This window comes from Paraburkholderia sp. GAS33, assembly GCF_050436645.1.
GTDB classification, from domain to species: Bacteria; Pseudomonadota; Gammaproteobacteria; order Burkholderiales; family Burkholderiaceae; genus Paraburkholderia; species Paraburkholderia phenazinium_B.
Genome location: NZ_JBNDMP010000002.1, coordinates 212,071 through 228,503, shown reverse-complemented (window position 1 = coordinate 228,503; position 16,433 = coordinate 212,071). Strand labels below are relative to the sequence as shown.

13 protein-coding genes are annotated in these 16,433 nt (G+C 63.5%); 10 read left to right on the top strand and 3 right to left on the bottom strand.

The genetic code is table 11. From position 1 onward, the window contains the following. Window positions 1-111 precede the first annotated feature (111 nt). Together ligA and def are read left to right on the top strand one after the other, a co-directional pair. Complete coding sequence (ligA, locus tag P3T24_RS07420; RefSeq protein ID WP_429433463.1) at window positions 112-2,163, top strand: NAD-dependent DNA ligase LigA; 2,052 nt, start codon at window positions 112-114, stop codon at window positions 2,161-2,163. Next, window positions 2,160-2,693: a peptide deformylase gene (gene def / locus P3T24_RS07415; protein ID WP_074264274.1), complete on the top strand. Its 534-nt coding sequence runs from the start codon at window positions 2,160-2,162 to the stop codon at window positions 2,691-2,693. The genes ligA and def overlap by 4 nt, the downstream gene beginning before the upstream one ends. A gap of 172 nt (window positions 2,694-2,865) precedes the next feature. Here def and P3T24_RS07410 read toward each other — a convergent pair whose 3' ends face one another. Genes P3T24_RS07410 through map form a run of 3 tightly spaced genes read right to left on the bottom strand, consistent with a single transcriptional unit; the run spans window position 2,866 to window position 8,330 of the window. Continuing rightward, window positions 2,866-4,899: a pseudouridine synthase gene (locus tag P3T24_RS07410; RefSeq protein WP_429433461.1), complete on the bottom strand. Its 2,034-nt coding sequence runs from the start codon at window positions 4,897-4,899 to the stop codon at window positions 2,866-2,868. 6 nt (window positions 4,900-4,905) lie between these two features. Then, complete coding sequence (locus P3T24_RS07405; RefSeq protein ID WP_429433459.1) at window positions 4,906-7,485, bottom strand: [protein-PII] uridylyltransferase; 2,580 nt, start codon at window positions 7,483-7,485, stop codon at window positions 4,906-4,908. 29 nt (window positions 7,486-7,514) lie between these two features. After that, entirely contained in the window at window positions 7,515-8,330 is an 816-nt protein-coding gene (gene map / locus P3T24_RS07400; protein WP_429433457.1) for a type I methionyl aminopeptidase, read from the bottom strand. Window positions 8,331-8,694: 364 nt separating this feature from the next. On the opposite strand from map, the gene rpsB reads away from it, so the two are divergent. The 8 genes from rpsB to rseP all read left to right on the top strand — a co-directional run bounded on the left by rpsB (window position 8,695) and on the right by rseP (window position 16,374). Next, window positions 8,695-9,447, top strand: coding sequence for a 30S ribosomal protein S2 (gene rpsB / locus P3T24_RS07395; RefSeq protein ID WP_074264278.1), 753 nt, complete (start codon window positions 8,695-8,697; stop codon window positions 9,445-9,447). Between the two features lie 171 nt (window positions 9,448-9,618). Further along, window positions 9,619-10,500, top strand: a complete 882-nt coding sequence (tsf, locus tag P3T24_RS07390) for a translation elongation factor Ts (RefSeq protein ID WP_074264279.1) — start codon at window positions 9,619-9,621, stop codon at window positions 10,498-10,500. A 221-nt stretch (window positions 10,501-10,721) separates the two neighbouring features. Further along, on the top strand, window positions 10,722-11,435 hold the full coding sequence (gene pyrH / locus P3T24_RS07385) for a UMP kinase (protein WP_074264280.1): 714 nt from the start codon (window positions 10,722-10,724) through the stop codon (window positions 11,433-11,435). A 98-nt stretch (window positions 11,436-11,533) separates the two neighbouring features. Beyond that, window positions 11,534-12,094: a ribosome recycling factor gene (gene frr / locus P3T24_RS07380; RefSeq protein ID WP_074264281.1), complete on the top strand. Its 561-nt coding sequence runs from the start codon at window positions 11,534-11,536 to the stop codon at window positions 12,092-12,094. A gap of 64 nt (window positions 12,095-12,158) precedes the next feature. After that, on the top strand, window positions 12,159-12,941 hold the full coding sequence (locus tag P3T24_RS07375) for an isoprenyl transferase (protein ID WP_074264282.1): 783 nt from the start codon (window positions 12,159-12,161) through the stop codon (window positions 12,939-12,941). After that, entirely contained in the window at window positions 12,935-13,756 is an 822-nt protein-coding gene (locus P3T24_RS07370; RefSeq protein ID WP_429433455.1) for a phosphatidate cytidylyltransferase, read from the top strand. The genes P3T24_RS07375 and P3T24_RS07370 overlap by 7 nt, the downstream gene beginning before the upstream one ends. A 10-nt stretch (window positions 13,757-13,766) precedes the next feature. Further along, entirely contained in the window at window positions 13,767-14,972 is a 1,206-nt protein-coding gene (locus P3T24_RS07365; protein WP_429433453.1) for a 1-deoxy-D-xylulose-5-phosphate reductoisomerase, read from the top strand. 7 nt (window positions 14,973-14,979) lie between these two features. Further along, complete coding sequence (gene rseP, locus P3T24_RS07360) at window positions 14,980-16,374, top strand: RIP metalloprotease RseP (protein ID WP_429404697.1); 1,395 nt, start codon at window positions 14,980-14,982, stop codon at window positions 16,372-16,374. Window positions 16,375-16,433: the final 59 nt, after the last annotated feature.

Below are 16,433 nucleotides of genomic sequence, written 5' to 3'. Positions count from 1 at the left end.
GCCCACGATCGGTGAGGCGGCGTACGAAACTGGCCATCCGGCCAATGTCCACGGCGGGCGGTTCCTGAGATAATCTGAGGTCTGAATTTCACCGGCGGATCTTCTCAAAGCATGGCCCGAACCACCGTCCCTGACCCAGCAACGAGCAGCCCGGCCAAGCGTGCTGCGTGGTTGCGCGCGGAACTCGAACGCGCGAACCACGCGTACTACGTACTCGACCAGCCGGATCTGCCGGATGCGGAATACGACAAGCTCTTCAAGGAGCTTCAACAGATCGAGACGGAGCATCCGGATCTGATCACGCCGGACTCGCCTACCCAGCGCGTCGGCGGCGAGGCCGCGAGCGGCTTCGAACCGGTCCTGCACGACCAGCCGATGCTCTCGCTGAACAATGGCTTTGCCGACGAAGACATCGCGGCGTTCGACAAACGCATTGCCGATGCGCTCGGCAAAACGCCGGTCAGTTACGCCTGCGAGCTCAAGTTCGACGGCCTGGCCATTTCGCTGCGCTATGTGGACGGGCACTTCGTGCAGGCCTCCACACGCGGTGACGGCACGACCGGCGAAGACGTGACCGGCAATGTCCGCACGATCCGGTCCATTCCGTTGGCCCTCAAAGGTAAGCGTGTGCCGAAGGTGCTCGACGTGCGCGGTGAAGTGCTGATGTTCAAGCGGGATTTCGAACGTCTCAACGAGCGGCAACGTGCGGCGGGTCTCAAGGAATTTGCCAACCCGCGTAACGCCGCGGCCGGTAGTTTGCGCCAGCTCGATTCGAAGATCACGGCGCAGCGCCCGCTGTCTTTCTTCGCCTATGGGATCGGTGTGCTCGACGGCGAGCCGATGCCGGCTACCCATAGTGCGCTGCTCGATTGGTATGGCGAAATGGGCTTGCCGGTCAACAGCGAGCGAGCGGTGGTGGAGGGCGTGGAGGGGCTGCTGGGGTTCTTCCATAAGGTGGGCGAGAAGCGCGACGGGCTACCGTACGATATCGACGGCGTGGTGTACAAGGTCAACGCCCGCGACGAGCAGGACGTACTCGGCTTCGTCTCGCGCGCTCCACGCTTTGCGCTCGCGCACAAGTTTCCGGCCCAGGAAGCGCTGACGAAGCTGCTGGCGATCGACGTGCAGGTTGGCCGTACGGGAGCGATCACGCCGGTGGCACGTCTCGAGCCGGTGTTCGTCGGCGGCGCGACGGTGACGAATGCCACGTTGCACAACGAAGACGAAGTGCGCCGCAAAGACATCCGTATCGGCGATACCGTGATCGTGCGGCGCGCCGGCGACGTGATCCCGGAAGTGGTGAGCGCGCTCATGGACCGGCGGCCGGCGGACGCCACTGAGTTTGTGATGCCCACGCAGTGCCCAATTTGCGGCTCGGCTATCGAACGTCTGCCTGACGAGGCAATCGCCCGCTGCACGGGCGGCCTGTTTTGTCCGGCGCAGCGCAAGCAGGCCCTGTGGCATTTCGCGCAACGCCGCGCGCTGGATATCGACGGGCTCGGCGAGAAGATCATCGACCAACTGGTCGAACTGAAGCTCGTGCGTACGCCGGCCGATCTGTTCAATCTCGGTTTTACGACGTTGGCCGAGCTCGATCGCTTCGCCGAAAAGTCCGCGCAGAATCTGCTCGACTCGCTCGAAAAGGCCAAGCACACCACTCTTGGACGCTTCCTTTACGCGCTCGGAATTCGTCAGGTGGGCGAATCGACGGCTAAGGATCTGGCAAAACACTTCGGTTCGCTCGATCCAATCATGAACGCCACGGTCGAGGAACTACTGGAAGTGAATGATGTAGGACCGGTGGTGGCCGAGTCGATTCATCAGTTTTTCGCCGAAGAGCACAACCGGACGGTGATCGAACAGTTGCGCGCGCCGGGCAAGGTGACGTGGCCGGAAGGGCCGCCGGCGCCCAAGGCGCCACAAGGCTTGCTGGCGGGCAAGACGATTGTGCTGACGGGCACTTTACCGACGCTGGCCCGTGAAGAAGCCAAGGAAATGCTTGAAGCAGCGGGCGCCAAGGTGGCCGGTTCGGTGTCGAAGAAAACCGATTACGTCGTCGCTGGCGCCGAGGCAGGCAGCAAACTTGTGAAAGCTGAGGAACTCGGCATCCCGGTACTCGACGAAGATGGTATGCGTAAGCTCCTGGAGGGGCAGATAACATGATCCGCGAAATTCTCAAGATGGGCGATCCGCGTCTTCTGCGCATCGCCGCCCCGGTCGACCACTTCGACACGCCCGACCTGCATGCCCTCATCAAGGACATGTTCGAGACCATGCACGACGCCAATGGCGCGGGGCTCGCTGCGCCGCAGATCGGGGTCGATCTGCAGGTCGTGATTTTCGGCTTTGGGCACAACGAACGCTATCCGGATGCGCCGCCGGTGCCGGAAACGGTATTAATCAATCCGACCATTACCCCGGTGTCGCAGGATATGGAAGAGGGTTGGGAAGGCTGTCTTTCGGTACCGGGTCTGCGCGGCGCCGTCAGCCGTTTTTCGATGATCCGCTATCACGGCTTCGACCAGTTCGGCAATCCGATCGACCGTGTCGCCGAAGGCTTCCATGCCCGCGTCGTCCAGCACGAGTGCGATCACCTGATCGGCAAGCTCTACCCGATGCGGATCAACGATTTCGCGAAGTTCGGCTTCACGGAAGTGCTGTTTCCGGATCTGGATCCGAATAGCGACGACTGAGCGCGAAGGGTGGCCGTGAGGCCTCCGAGCGTTCGATCGCCTTGATAGAAAAAGAAAGCCCACGCATTTGCGTGGGCTTTTTCACATCGGCCGGATGGGTGCTTACAGCGCACCTCGGCACAGCGCTTGACGCGTGCGGCGGCCGGCCCGTCACACGGCTACACGATCAGACTCAGAACGACTCGTCGTGCGCCAGGTAGCGCCATTGCCCCGGCGGCAGCGCACCGAGCGGCACGCTGCCCATACGCACGCGTTTGAGGCCGACTACTTCCAGACCGACCAGCTCGCACATGCGCCGGATCTGACGTTTCTTGCCTTCACGCAGCACGAAGCGCAACTGTTCGCCGTTCTGCCAGCTAACCTTGGCCGGCTTGAGCGGCACGTCGTCGAGTTCCAGACCGTGACGCAGCAACTCAAGGCTTTCGAGGGGGAAGTGCTTGTCGATCTCGGTCGTCATGTCGCCGTAGGTCACGCGCACCAGATACTCCTTCTCGACCTCCGAATGCCCGCCGATCAGCCGTTTCGCGATCCGGCCGTCCTGGGTCAGTACCAGCAGGCCGGTGGAGTCGATGTCGAGCCGGCCCGCCGGAGCAAGCTGACGCAGATGCGATACCGAGAAACGGATATCCGAGTTGTCGGCTTCCCAGCGGTTTTCCGGTGTAACGAGCGTGACGGCTGGCTGGTAGCCGTCTTCCGCCTGACCCGAGACATAGCCAACCGGCTTATGGATGAGGATCGTGACGAGGCGTGCCTGAATCGCCTGCGCGGCCGGGTCGATCTCGATGCGCTGGTCCGGGCGGACCTTGGAGCCGAGCGTGTCGATTTTTTCACCATCGACGCGCACCCAGCCGTTTTCAATCCACTCGTCCGCTTCGCGGCGAGAACACAGCCCAAGCTCCGACATCAGCTTCGACAGCCGTAACGTGCCGGGGGCATCGTCGCGATCGCGGCGATGCGCGGCGGTCGGGGGCGGAGCGGATCCTTCACTGCGCTCGGGGCGCGCTGGTTTGCCGGCGCGCGGCGGACGCTCCGAATGTTCTGCGCGTGGCGGCCGATCGCCGAACCCGCGTGCGGCAGGTGCCCGTGCTCCACGATCCTCGCGCGGCGCGCGTTCGGCGCGATCTCCGTACGCACGCTTGACGGGCGTGGCGAACGAACGCTCGCCACGCGCGGAAAGATTGCGCTCACCGGAAGCCGGGCGACCTTCGCGGCCACCTGGTGTGCTTCGGCGTGCGCTTTCGTCGCGCGGTGCCCGCTCGAACGTGCGGCGCTCGTCGGAACCGCTGCGGCCTGCGCCAAAGCGCGGGCGCTCGGACGTGCCACGTTCACGCGACTCTCCACGTTCGTTGTGTCCCGGGCGTTCTCCACGGGGACCGGTGTTGAAGCTGCCGCCGGCGCGCGGGCCGGTTGGGCGGCGGGCATCGTCTGCGCTGCGAGGGCCACGCGGTGCGCCAAATGCCGGGCGGCCGGTGCCTCCGTCGCGGGCGAAGCGTGCTGGCCGCTCGCCTTCAGCGCGGCGCGGCGCGCGGTCGCCCTCAGAACGGCGCGGAGCGCCGCTGGGGCCTTCGCGACGAGGCGCTCGCTCGCTTCGCTCACCCGCTGCGAAACTGCGCGGTGGGCGTTCGGTGCGCTCACCGTCAAACTTGCGTGGCGGGCGTTCGGTACGCTCACCGTCAAACTTGCGCGGCGGACGTTCGGTTCGCTCGCCGTCGAACTTGCGTGGCGGGCGTTCGGTCCGTTCACCGTCGAACTTGCGCGGCGGACGTTCAGTTCGCTCGCCGTCGAACTTGCGCGGCGCACGCTCAGTCCGCTCGCCCTCAAACTTCCGCGGCGCCCGCTCTGCGCGCTCACCCTCAAACCTCCGCGGCGCACCCGCATCACCATCACGCCGCGGCGGCCGATCCGACGACGTACGCCGTGCAGCGCCACTAGCCCCCGCATCGCGATCGCGCGAAAAAGAACCCTCCGCACGCGGCGGCCGCTCGCCACCTTGCGTGCGCCCAGCGCCGCCCGCAACACCCGCAGACTTGCCCGCCGGTCGCTTACCGGCCCCCACCGGTTTGGCTTCCCGCCCACCGGCGGCCGGCGTGGCGGGCCGAGGCCCGGCAGGGCGCGTCGGCTTACGCGCGGTCGTACTACCCGAGCGAACAGGGGCGCGTTCGGACGAAGCCGACCGCGGATGCTTGGCTGTCAATTTGACTCGCATGAAATCTCACACTGCGATCGCGCGCAGCAGTTCGGTCTCGACCTGAATTTGCAGGCGGTTGTCCGAGAGGCCGCGTCCATCCAGCAGGAACACGTCCTCTACGCGTTCGCCGAGCGTATTGATCCGCGCCGATTGGACGCCTACCTGGTGCTCGGCCAGCACGCGCGCGATCGAATAAAGAAGGCCTGGCCGGTCGTTCGCCGACACGGACAGGATGTAGTACTGGCCGCGTTCGTCGGCCCGAAGGTCGACGCGCGGCGTCACAGGGAAGGTCCGCGACAGGCGCGACAGGCGCCCCTTCGACGGATCCGGCAGCAGGGTGCCGTCCGCCGTGAGGCGCGCGGTCAGTTCCTGTTCCACCAGATTGGCGATGTCACGATAATGCACGTCTTCTTCGGTGTGCTGGACAATAAAATTATCCAGCGCGTAGCCGTGCCGGGTCGTGCTGACGCGAGCGTCGAGCACCGACAGGCCGTTCTTGTCGAAGTACGCGCAAATACCGGCAAAGAGGTCAGGGCGGTCCTTCACATAAACCAGCACCTGCAGGGCTTCGCCGACTGGCGACGGACGCGCGCGGACGATCGGCGTAGGCGTCTCGACATGACGGTACAGCACACGCGTTTGCCACGCGATATCCGCCGCGTCGTGACGCAGAAAATAACCGACGTCGAGCTTGTCCCACAGCGCCTGGTGCGCATTCTCCGGTACCGTTTCGAGTCGCAGCAGCGCAAGCGCTTCCTCCTGACGCGATTTCAGTTCGGAGTGCGCATCAGGGCGTGCGCCGCCGAGCACCGCAAGCGTGGCCCGGTACAGGTCTTCGAGCAGCTTGCCTTTCCAGCCATTCCAGACCTTCGGACTGGTGCCGCGAATATCGGCGACGGTCAGCAGGTACAGCGCCGTCAGACGCCGTTCGGTGCCCACCTGCTCCGCAAAGCGCTTGATGACTTCAGGGTCGCTCGTGTCCTGCTTCTGCGCGACCTGGCTCATTGTCAGGTGGTGCTGGACCAGCCACACCACCAGATCGCCATCGCCGTTTTCGATGCCGTGTTCGCGGCAAAAGCGCCGCGCGTCGGCCATGCCGAGCGTGGAGTGGTCGCCGCCGCGGCCCTTGGCGATGTCGTGGAACAGCGCCGCTACGTACAGCACCCACGGACGCTCGAAGTTGGCGATCAGCTGGCTGCAGAACGGGTACTCGTGCGCATGTTCCGCAATCGCGAAGCGACGCAGGTTGCGCAGCACCATCAGGATATGCTGGTCGACCGTGTAGACGTGATACAGGTCATGCTGCATTTGCCCGACGATACGGCGGAAATTCAGCAGATAGCGCCCGAGGACGCTCGTCTGGTTCATCAACCGCAGCGCGTGCGTGATGCCGGCGGGCTGCTTCAGAATTTCCATGAACAGATGCCGGTTTTCCGGATCGCGGCGCCAGTGCTGATCCATCGCGTCGCGCGCGTTGTAGATCGCGCGCAGCGTGCGCGCCGACAGACCCTTCACCCCGGGCGTTTGCTCGTAGAGCAGAAATGCTTCGAGGATCGCGTTTGGCTCGCGTTCGAACACGTCGTCGCGGGCGATTTCGAGCATGCCCTGTTTCTCGACGAAACGCTCCGAAAGAACTCGTGTGATACCACTCGTGCTCGGGAACAGTTGCGCTTCGATATTCTGGATCAGGATCGTCGACAACTGGGTGACTGCCTTGGCAGCCCAGTAGTAGCGGCGCATCAACTGCTCGCTGGCGCGCTTGGTGGCGGTCGGTTTGTAGCCGAAGCTTTCGGCCACTGCCGTCTGCAGGTCGAACACCAGAATGTCCTGGCGCCGTCCCGCAATCACGTGCAGGCGGGCGCGTAGCGCCTTCAGAAAACCCTCGTTGCGCTCGAGTTCGCGAGCTTCGCGCTCGGTAATCAGGCCGCGCGTTTCCAGTTCCTGCCAGCTGCTGCCGAAGCCAGCCGCCTGGGTCACCCACAGGATCAGTTGCAGATCGCGCAGGCCGCCGGGGCTTTCCTTGATGTTCGGCTCGAGCGCGTAGGGCGTGTCCTGGAATTTGGCATGCCGCTGGCGCATCTCCAGCACTTTCGCCTGGAAGAACGCGCGTGGATCGAGCGCCTCCCGATAACGTTGCGCAAATTCATCGAATAGCGCGCTGCTGCCGGTAATACGGCGCGCTTCCAGCAACGAGGTGCGCACGGTGACGTCATTGGCCGCCTCTTCGAGGCACTGCGAGACGGAGCGCACGCTGCTGCCGAGTTCCAGTCCGAGATCCCACGCGAGGCTGATAAAGCGCTCGATGCGTGCTTCGAGATGCGCGATCGGCTGATCGGGCAGCAAGACAAGAATGTCGATGTCCGAATGCGGCGCCAGTTCGCCGCGTCCGTACCCGCCTACCGCCAGCAGGGCGAGGGACGGCGGCAGGTCGCAGGCGTTCCATGCGGCGCGCAGCGACTCGTCCGTGGTGCGCGCGAGGGCGGCCATCAACGATTCGACGTTGGTTGCCAGCCTGAAGCGATCCAGCAGCCTGGCTTTGGCCACCTTGTAGTCGGCTTTGAGCGATGTGGCATCGGAAGGGGCGACGGCTGGAACACTGCTCATGGGCGCGCGTGAGTGGGAACGAGGGGCGGTCAGGCCGTGGTGGCGGAGGCGACAACCGGCGGACGCGCCGGGGTGCCGGCCGAGACGGTCAGCACGTCGTAACCGCTTTCGGTCACGAGCACCGTATGTTCCCACTGCGCGGACAGGCTGCGATCTTTGGTCTTCACGGTCCACTGATCCGGCATGGTGCGGATGTCGCGGCGGCCCGCGTTGATCATCGGCTCGATCGTGAAGATCATGCCCGCCTGCAGCTCGAAGCCTGTGCCCGGACGGCCGTAGTGCAGGATCTGCGGATCTTCGTGAAACACCGTGCTGATCCCGTGGCCGCAATATTCGCGCACTACGCTGTAGCCTTGACCTTCAGCGTGCCGCTGGATCGCATAGCCAATGTCGCCGAGATGGGCGCCAGGCCGGACCTGGTCGATGCCGAGCCACATGCACTCGAAGGTGGTCTGCACGAGGCGTTTGGCCAGAATCGAACCTTCGCCGACGATAAACATGCGGCTCGTGTCGCCGAAGTAGCCTTCCTTGATGACGGTGATGTCGATATTCAGCGCGTCGCCGTTCTTCAGCGTCTTGTCGCCCGGGATGCCGTGGCAGATCACGTCGTTGACGGAAATGCAGGTGGCCTTCGGATAGGGCGGGTAGCCGGGCGGCTGATAATTCAGCGGCGCCGGAACCGTGCCCTGTTCCTTCAGCATGTATTCGTGGCACAGACGGTCGAGTTCGCCGGTGGTGATGCCGGCGGTGACGAACGGGGCGATGTAGTCGAGCACTTCGCTTGCGAGGCGGCAGGCGACGCGCATCTGCGCGATATCGTGGTCGTTTTTGAGCGTAATAGCCATGAGTCGGGCCTGAAATGCGGTTATTTAAAGATTATCGCACCATATTCCGGCTCCCGCTGGCTTTTGAGAGGGCTGGCGGCCCCGTCGCCGGGTGCAACCCGCCCGCCGTTTCGGGGCTACCGGTCGGGTTGAGTCTGCCGATAGTCACGTGCTATAATCTCTGGCTAAGTCGCTCCACATTATTCTATTTTGTGGAAAAGACCCGCCTGTAGCGATAGTTGCCTGCGCTACAGGGGATTTCAAGGCAGCAGACTCGCAAGCCGGCAGCACCCAGGGTGTCCGCCGCGTCAGGTCCTCGCATATGGCGAAGACGGCGCGGTAGATGCAGCAGCCGGCTTAAGACCCAACCCTAGCGGAGATTTTCATGGCAGTTACCATGCGTCAAATGCTGGAAGCAGGTGTCCACTTCGGCCACCAAACGCGCTTCTGGAACCCGAAGATGGCCCCCTTCATTTTCGGCCATCGCAACAAGATTCACATCATCAACCTCGAAAAGACGCTGCCGATGTACAACGACGCACTGAAGTATGTGCGTCAGCTGGCAGCTAACCGCGGCACGATCCTGTTTGTCGGCACGAAGCGTCAATCGCGCGACACGATCGCCGAAGAGGCACAACGCGCGGGCATGCCGTTCGTCAACGCACGCTGGCTCGGCGGCATGCTGACCAACTTCAAGACGCTGAAGGTCTCGATCAAGCGCCTGAAGGACATGGAAGCAGCGCTGGAAGCCGGTGAAACGGAACGCATGAGCAAGAAGGAAGCGCTGCTGTTCGAACGCGAAATCGCCAAGCTGCAAAAGTCGATTGGCGGCGTGAAGGATATGGGCGGCATTCCGGACGCCATTTTCGTGGTTGACGTCGGCTACCACAAGATTGCTGTGACCGAAGCCAACAAGCTTGGCGTGCCGGTTATCGCCGTGGTCGACACGAACCACTCGCCGGAAGGCATCGACTACGTGATCCCGGGTAACGACGACGCCAGCAAGGCAGTCGCTCTGTACACGGCTGGCGTGGCTGACGCGATCCTCGAAGGTCGTGCAAACGCGGTCAACGAAGTGGTGCAGGCTGCTCGCGGCGGTGACGGCGACGAGTTCGTCGAGGTCAACTCGGAAGCGTAAGGCTGCCCTGTGTCCGGCAAAAAAGGGGGCTTTCTACAGGCCCCCTTTTTTTAAGTCATGACACCTGGCTACAGTACAGTGCGAGAAAAATTCGCGTTGTGCGGAAACGAATTCTTGCCGCCGGCATCGAAGTGCGGGCGGCGTGTGAAAGACAGACTCTAGGAGCAAATGATGGCGGCAATTACCGCAAGCATGGTTGCAGAACTGCGCGCGAAGACCGACGCGCCCATGATGGAATGCAAGAAGGCGCTGACGGAAGCCGACGGCGACATGGAGCGCGCTGAAGAACTGCTGCGCGTGAAGCTCGGCAACAAGGCCAGCAAGGCCGCTTCGCGCGTCACCGCTGAAGGCGTGATCGCGTCGTTCATCGGCGGCAACGTCGGTGCGATCGTCGAGCTGAACTGCGAAACCGACTTCGTTTCGAAGAACGACGACTTCCTGGCGTTCTCGAAGCAGATCGCCGAACTGGTCGCTGCCAAGAACCCGGCCGACGTCGCTGCACTGGCAGCCCTGCCGCTGGAAGGCTCGACGGTCGACGCAGTGCGCCTCGCGCTGGTCGGCAAGATCGGCGAAAACCTGTCCATCCGCCGTTTCGTGCGTTTCGAAACCGCCAACAAGCTGGCTGCGTACCTGCACGGCACGCGTATCGGCGTGCTGGTCGAGTACACCGGCGCGGACGAGCAGGTCGGTAAAGACGTCGCCATGCACATCGCGGCCATGAAGCCGGTCTCGCTGTCGGCAGACGAAGTCCCGGCAGATCTGATCGCCAAGGAACGTAGCATTGCTGAACAGAAGGCTGCAGAATCGGGCAAGCCGGCTGAAATCGTCGCCAAGATGGTCGACGGCAGCGTGCAGAAGTACCTGAAGGAAGTGTCGCTGCTGAACCAGACGTTCGTTAAGAACGACAAACAGACGATCGAACAGATGCTGAAGGCCGCCGGCGCAAGCGTGCAGAAGTTCGCGCTGTTCGTGGTCGGCGAAGGCATCGAGAAGAAGCAGGACGACTTCGCAGCAGAAGTGGCCGCTCAAGTGGCTGCTGCAAAGCAACAATAAGCATCACCTAAGTTTCACGCTGTACCGTTGGATCCGCGGTGGGGCAAGACCTTGCCGCGGTCGGCAGCGCCGCAAGGCGGTGCGCGGGTTGACCCTCGCCGTGCCGCCGCCGCTGGCGAACCCCAGGGTTCGTCAATTTGGCGGCGCTTGCCCGAATCAGCATTTCACCCCTACAGTTAGTTCCTTGTTGTTGCCCTGTTCTGCGCGATCTGGATACCCCTATGCCCACTGCCTATAAACGCGTCCTGCTCAAACTCTCCGGTGAAGCTCTGATGGGCGATGATGCCTTTGGCATCAATCGCGCAACGATCGAAAGAATGGTGGCGGACGTGGCCGAGGTCGTGCGGCTCGGTACGCAGTTGGCCGTGGTGATCGGCGGCGGCAATATTTTCCGTGGCGTGGCAGGCGGCGCGGCCGGTATGGACCGTGCGACGGCTGACTACATGGGGATGCTGGCCACCATGATGAACGCGCTGGCGCTGCAGGACGCGATGCGCCACGCCGGTATCGAGGCGCGCGTGCAATCCGCGCTGCGCATGGATCAGGTGGTCGAGCCGTACATTCGCCCCCGGGCGATCCGCCAGCTGGAAGAAGGCAAGGTCGTGATCTTCGCGGCCGGTACCGGCAACCCGTTCTTCACGACAGATACCGCAGCGGCGCTGCGCGGTTCGGAAGTGGGCGCGGAAGTCGTGCTGAAGGCCACCAAGGTGGACGGCGTCTATTCGGCCGATCCGAAGAAAGACCCGACGGCAACGCGCTACACGACGATCAGCTTCGACGAGGCGATCGGCCGCAATCTGCAGGTCATGGACGCCACGGCGTTTGCGCTGTGCCGCGACCAGAAACTGCCGATCCGCGTGTTCTCGATTGTCAAGCCGGGTGCGCTAAAGCGCATTGTGCAAGGCGAGGACGAGGGTACGCTCGTCCACGTGTAAACTCTCGTTCACATAACGTGGGCTTTAACGCGGGCCCGGGCCGCCGCTACTCGCGCGCTGGCCGGCTCGCACCGTTTTGAAGGTTCGGAGGTTTAAAAATGTCTGTGGCTGATATCAGGAAGGGCGTCGAGCAGAAAATGCAGCGCTCGATCGACGCGTTCAAGAACGATCTGTCGAAGATCCGCACGGGCCGTGCACACACGGGCCTGCTCGATCACATCCAGGTCGATTATTATGGCTCGCCGGTGCCGATCTCGCAGGTCGCGAACATGACGCTGATCGACGCGCGTACGATCGGCGTGCAGCCGTGGGAAAAGAAGATGGTGCCGGTCGTCGAAAAGGCGATTCGCGACTCCGATCTGGGCCTGAACCCGGCTACGCAAGGCGACGTGATCCGCGTGCCGATGCCCGCGCTGACCGAAGAACGCCGTCGCGAGCTGACCAAGGTGGCGCGTAGCGAAGCCGAAACGGCCAAGATCGCGGTGCGCAACCTGCGCCGTGATGCCAACGAGCAACTGAAGAAGCTCGTGAAAGACAAGGAAATCTCCGAAGACGACGAGCGTCGTGCCGGTGACGACGTCCAGAAGCTCACGGACAAGTTCGTCACTGAAATCGACAAGCTCGTGACGACCAAAGAAGCCGAGATCATGACGGTTTGAGGCCGTCGGGCTTCAGCATCTTCAGGTCTTTACTTCTTTTTTTGCAGTCACTGTCCCGACGGCCATGACCTATACCAGCTCAACCGTTCGCGTGCCTGATGTCGCGGCGGTGCCGCGACATATCGCGATCATCATGGACGGCAATGGCCGTTGGGCAACGCAACGCCGTCTGCCGCGCGTGGCCGGCCATACGCGCGGCGTCGACGCGGTGCGCGCCGCCGTCGAGGCGTGTGCACGCTCTGGCGTCGAATACCTGACGCTGTTCGCCTTCAGCTCCGAAAACTGGCGCCGTCCAAACGACGAAGTGTCGTTCCTGATGCGCCTGTTCGTGACCGCGCTCGAGCGTGAAGTCGGCAAGCTGCACGCCAACGGCATTCGCCTGCGCGTGGTCGGCGATCTGTCGATGTTCGACAAGCGCATCCAGGATCTGATCCGCCGCGCCGAGACCAAAACCGCCCGCAACACGCGTCTTACTCTCACCATCGCCGCCAACTACGGCGGCCGCTGGGACATCATGCAGGCCACCCGCAAGCTTGCCGAGCAATCGGCGCTGGCGGGCGTGGCCGTCGAAGTGACCGAGGAAACGTTCGCCGAGCATCTCGCCATGGCGTACGCACCGGAACCCGACCTCTTCATCCGCACCGGCGGGGAACAGCGCATCAGCAACTTCCTGCTGTGGCAGCTCGCCTATACCGAGTTCTATTTCACCGACACCTTCTGGCCGGATTTCGACGCCGAGGCGCTGCGCCACGCGATCGATTCTTATGCGGAGCGCGAACGCCGCTTCGGCCGGACGAGCGCCCAGCTCGAGCCGCAATCGCAAAACGTCGATTCGCTTCCATGCTAAAAACCCGTGTTATCACGGCGATCGTTCTGCTGGCTGTGTTTTTGCCGGTCACGCTGTTCGCGCCGGTGGGCGCGTTTGGCGCGCTGATCGCGTTCGTGCTTGTGTTTGCCGCCTGGGAATGGGCGCGTCTTCTGAAAGTCGAGGGCACGGGTCCCGTCATTTATGCGCTGGTCGCGGCGGCCGCGCTCGTCGCGAGCACGCGCCTGGGCACCGGCGTGACTCTGCCTCGACCGCTGTTTCAGGCTGCCGCGGTGTTCTGGGTGCTGGCCGGTCCGTACGTGCTGCTGCGCAAGCCGACCTTGGCGCAGGGCGCCTGGCGTCTGTTCCTCTTTATCGCGGGGATCGTCGTGTTCGTGGCCTGCTGGCATGCGCTGGTCGCGGCCAGGATGGCGGGCGTGCCGTTTGTTCTGTCCCTGTTGCTGGTGGTCTGGCTGGCCGATATCGGTGCATACTTTGCGGGTAAGGCGTTCGGGCGGCACAAGCTGGCGCCGGCGATCAGCCCTGGTAAGACCTGGGAAGGGGCGATCGGCGGCTGGCTGGCGGTCCTGGTCGTCGCGACGGTAGCCATCCTGGTGCACGCATTCGAGCCGACACTGTATTCTGCGCTGCTGGAGCGCCTTGGCGCGATCCGTACGCTGGTTGCGCTGACGATTCTGGTGGCCTTCAGCGTCGTGGGCGACCTGTTCGAGTCGATGTTAAAACGTCAGGCCGGCGTGAAGGATTCCAGCGGCCTGCTACCGGGCCATGGTGGCGTCCTTGACCGCATCGACGCATTGTTGCCGGTGCTGCCGCTCGCCATGCTGCTGCTCGGCTAGAGAAAGAGATATGCAAAAAAGACTGACACTGCTCGGTTCCACGGGCTCAATCGGAGACAGCACGCTCGACGTCGTCGCGCGTCATCCGGAGCGCTTCTCGGTATATGCGCTCACTGCGCATCGCAACGGCGACAAGCTCGTCGAACAATGCCTGCGTTTCAGGCCCGAAGTGGCCGTGGTCGGCGACGCCGACACGGCGGCGCAAGTCGCCGCGAAGCTGCGCGAAGCCGGCTGCAAGACCGAGGTAACGTACGGCCCGCAGGCGCTCGTCGAGGTTTCGAAGAGCGACGGTTGCGACACGGTTGTCGCGGCCATCGTCGGCGCGGCGGGACTTGCGCCGAGCCTGGCGGCTGCGCGCGCCGGCAAGCGCATCCTGCTCGCCAACAAGGAAGCGCTGGTGATGTCCGGCGCGATCTTCATGGACGCGGTGCGCGACCACGGCGCTGTCCTGCTGCCGGTCGACAGCGAACACAACGCGATTTTCCAGTGCCTGCCGCGCGAAGCCGCGCTGCATGGCGGGGTGTCGAAGATCATCCTGACCGCGTCGGGCGGCCCGTTTCGCACGCGCGAGCCGACCAGTCTGGTCAACGTGACGCCCGATGAAGCCTGCAAGCACCCGAACTGGGTAATGGGCCGCAAGATCTCGGTCGACTCAGCAACGATGATGAACAAGGGCCTCGAAGTAATCGAAGCGCACTGGCTGTTCGCGCTGCCGGGCGAGCGCATCGAGGTGCTGATTCATCCGCAGAGCGTGATCCACTCAATGGTCTCGTACGCCGACGGTTCGGTGCTCGCGCAACTTGGCAATCCCGACATGCGTACGCCGATCGCACACGCGCTTGCGTTCCCCGAGCGGGTCGATTCGGGCGTGGCGCAGCTCGACCTCGTGCAGGTCGCCTCGCTATCGTTCGAAAAGCCGGATTACGCCCGTTTCCCGTGTCTGGCGTTGGCCATGAAGGCCCTCGCCGAAGGTGGTCTCGCCAGTGCGGCTTTGAACGCCGCCAACGAGGTTGCCGTGGATGCATTCCTGTCGCGCAAGATCGGCTTTATGGCGATCGCGCAAGTGGTCGACGCGGTGCTGAACGCGCTGCCCAATCGCAGCGCCCACGCGCTCGACGACGTGATCGAAGCCGACGCAGCCGCGCGCCGGGCGGCGGCAGATTTTATCCAGCGTTTGCCGCAAGACGCCCTTCGCGCGGAACGTGCCGTCCAGTGAGGCGAATATGAACGTGCTGATCGAGGTGCTCGCCTTCGCGGTCGCGATAGGCGTGCTGGTGGTGGTACATGAGTACGGCCATTACAGCGTGGCGCGCCTGTGCGGCGTGAAAGTACTGCGCTTTTCGATCGGCTTCGGCAAGCCGCTGGTTCAGTGGGTGAGCCCAAAGACGGGCACCGAATGGACGATCGCCGCGTTGCCATTGGGCGGCTACGTGAAGATGCTCGACGAGCGAGAAGTGGGCGCGCCGATTGATGCCGCCGACCTGCCGCACGCGTTCAACCGTCAGCATGTCGCGAAGCGGTTTGCGATTGTCGCGGCTGGCCCGATCGCCAATTTCATTCTTGCCATTGTGCTGTTCGCCGCCGTGTTTGGCACGGGCGTGAGCGAACCGGCTGCCATCGTTGCTGCGCCGACTCCGAACACACCTGCTGCGCTCGCCGGTTTCGACGGTGGCGAGACAGTCATCGCAGTGCGCAACGCAGATGGCGACGCCGGCTCCAGCGAACCGGTTCGTTCGTGGTCGGACCTGCGCTGGAAGATGCTGGGTGCGGCGTTCGATCATCGCCGCATCATTCTGAGCGCCAAAGACAGCCATGGGACTTTCGATTTCCCGCTGGACCTGCGCGATGTGTCCGAGAAGGATGTCGACGACGATTTCATGTCGCATCTGGGCTTCGAGCCGGGTGGCGGCAAGCTGATCGTGGCGGGCGTGCAGGCCGGCAGCGCGGCGCAGCGCGCGGGCCTGGCCGCCGGTGACCGTCTGCTGTCGATCGACGGCACGCCTACCGATAACGCCACGTCGTTCATCGCCTACATCAAGACGCACGCGGGCAAGAGCGTCACGTTGCGGGTCGCGCGGGGTGGCGATGCACAGCAGGGCGGCAAGACCGAGGACATCCATGTGGTCCCGCTCGCGCAGCACGACGACGCGAGCGGCGCGGAGGTCGGCCGGATCGGCGCGGAACTCGCGACCCAGGTGCCGTCCATCACGGTGCGTTACGGTCCGATCGAAAGTCTGCAGCTGGGCGCGCGCCGCACCTGGGATCTGGCGGCTTACTCGGTGCGCATGTTCGGCCGGATGATTACCGGCGAAGCATCGTTGAAAAACCTGTCGGGTCCGGTCACGATCGCCGACTACGCAGGTAAAAGCGCAAGGTTGGGTCCCTCAGCATTCCTGTCATTCCTGGCGCTGGTTAGCATCAGTCTCGGCGTACTTAACCTGCTCCCGATTCCGGTATTGGACGGGGGGCATCTGTTATATTATTTGGTTGAAGCTGCAACTGGCAAGGCGGTCTCCGACCGCTGGCAGCTCGTTCTGCAGAGAGCTGGACTGGCCTGCATCGTCGCCTTGTCGGCGATCGCGCTTTTCAACGATCTGGCCCGGCTGATCCATTTTTGACGTGTCCGGCGGCGCCCGCGAGGAGCGGCCGCCCAGCATGATTGAGCTTTACATTGGGG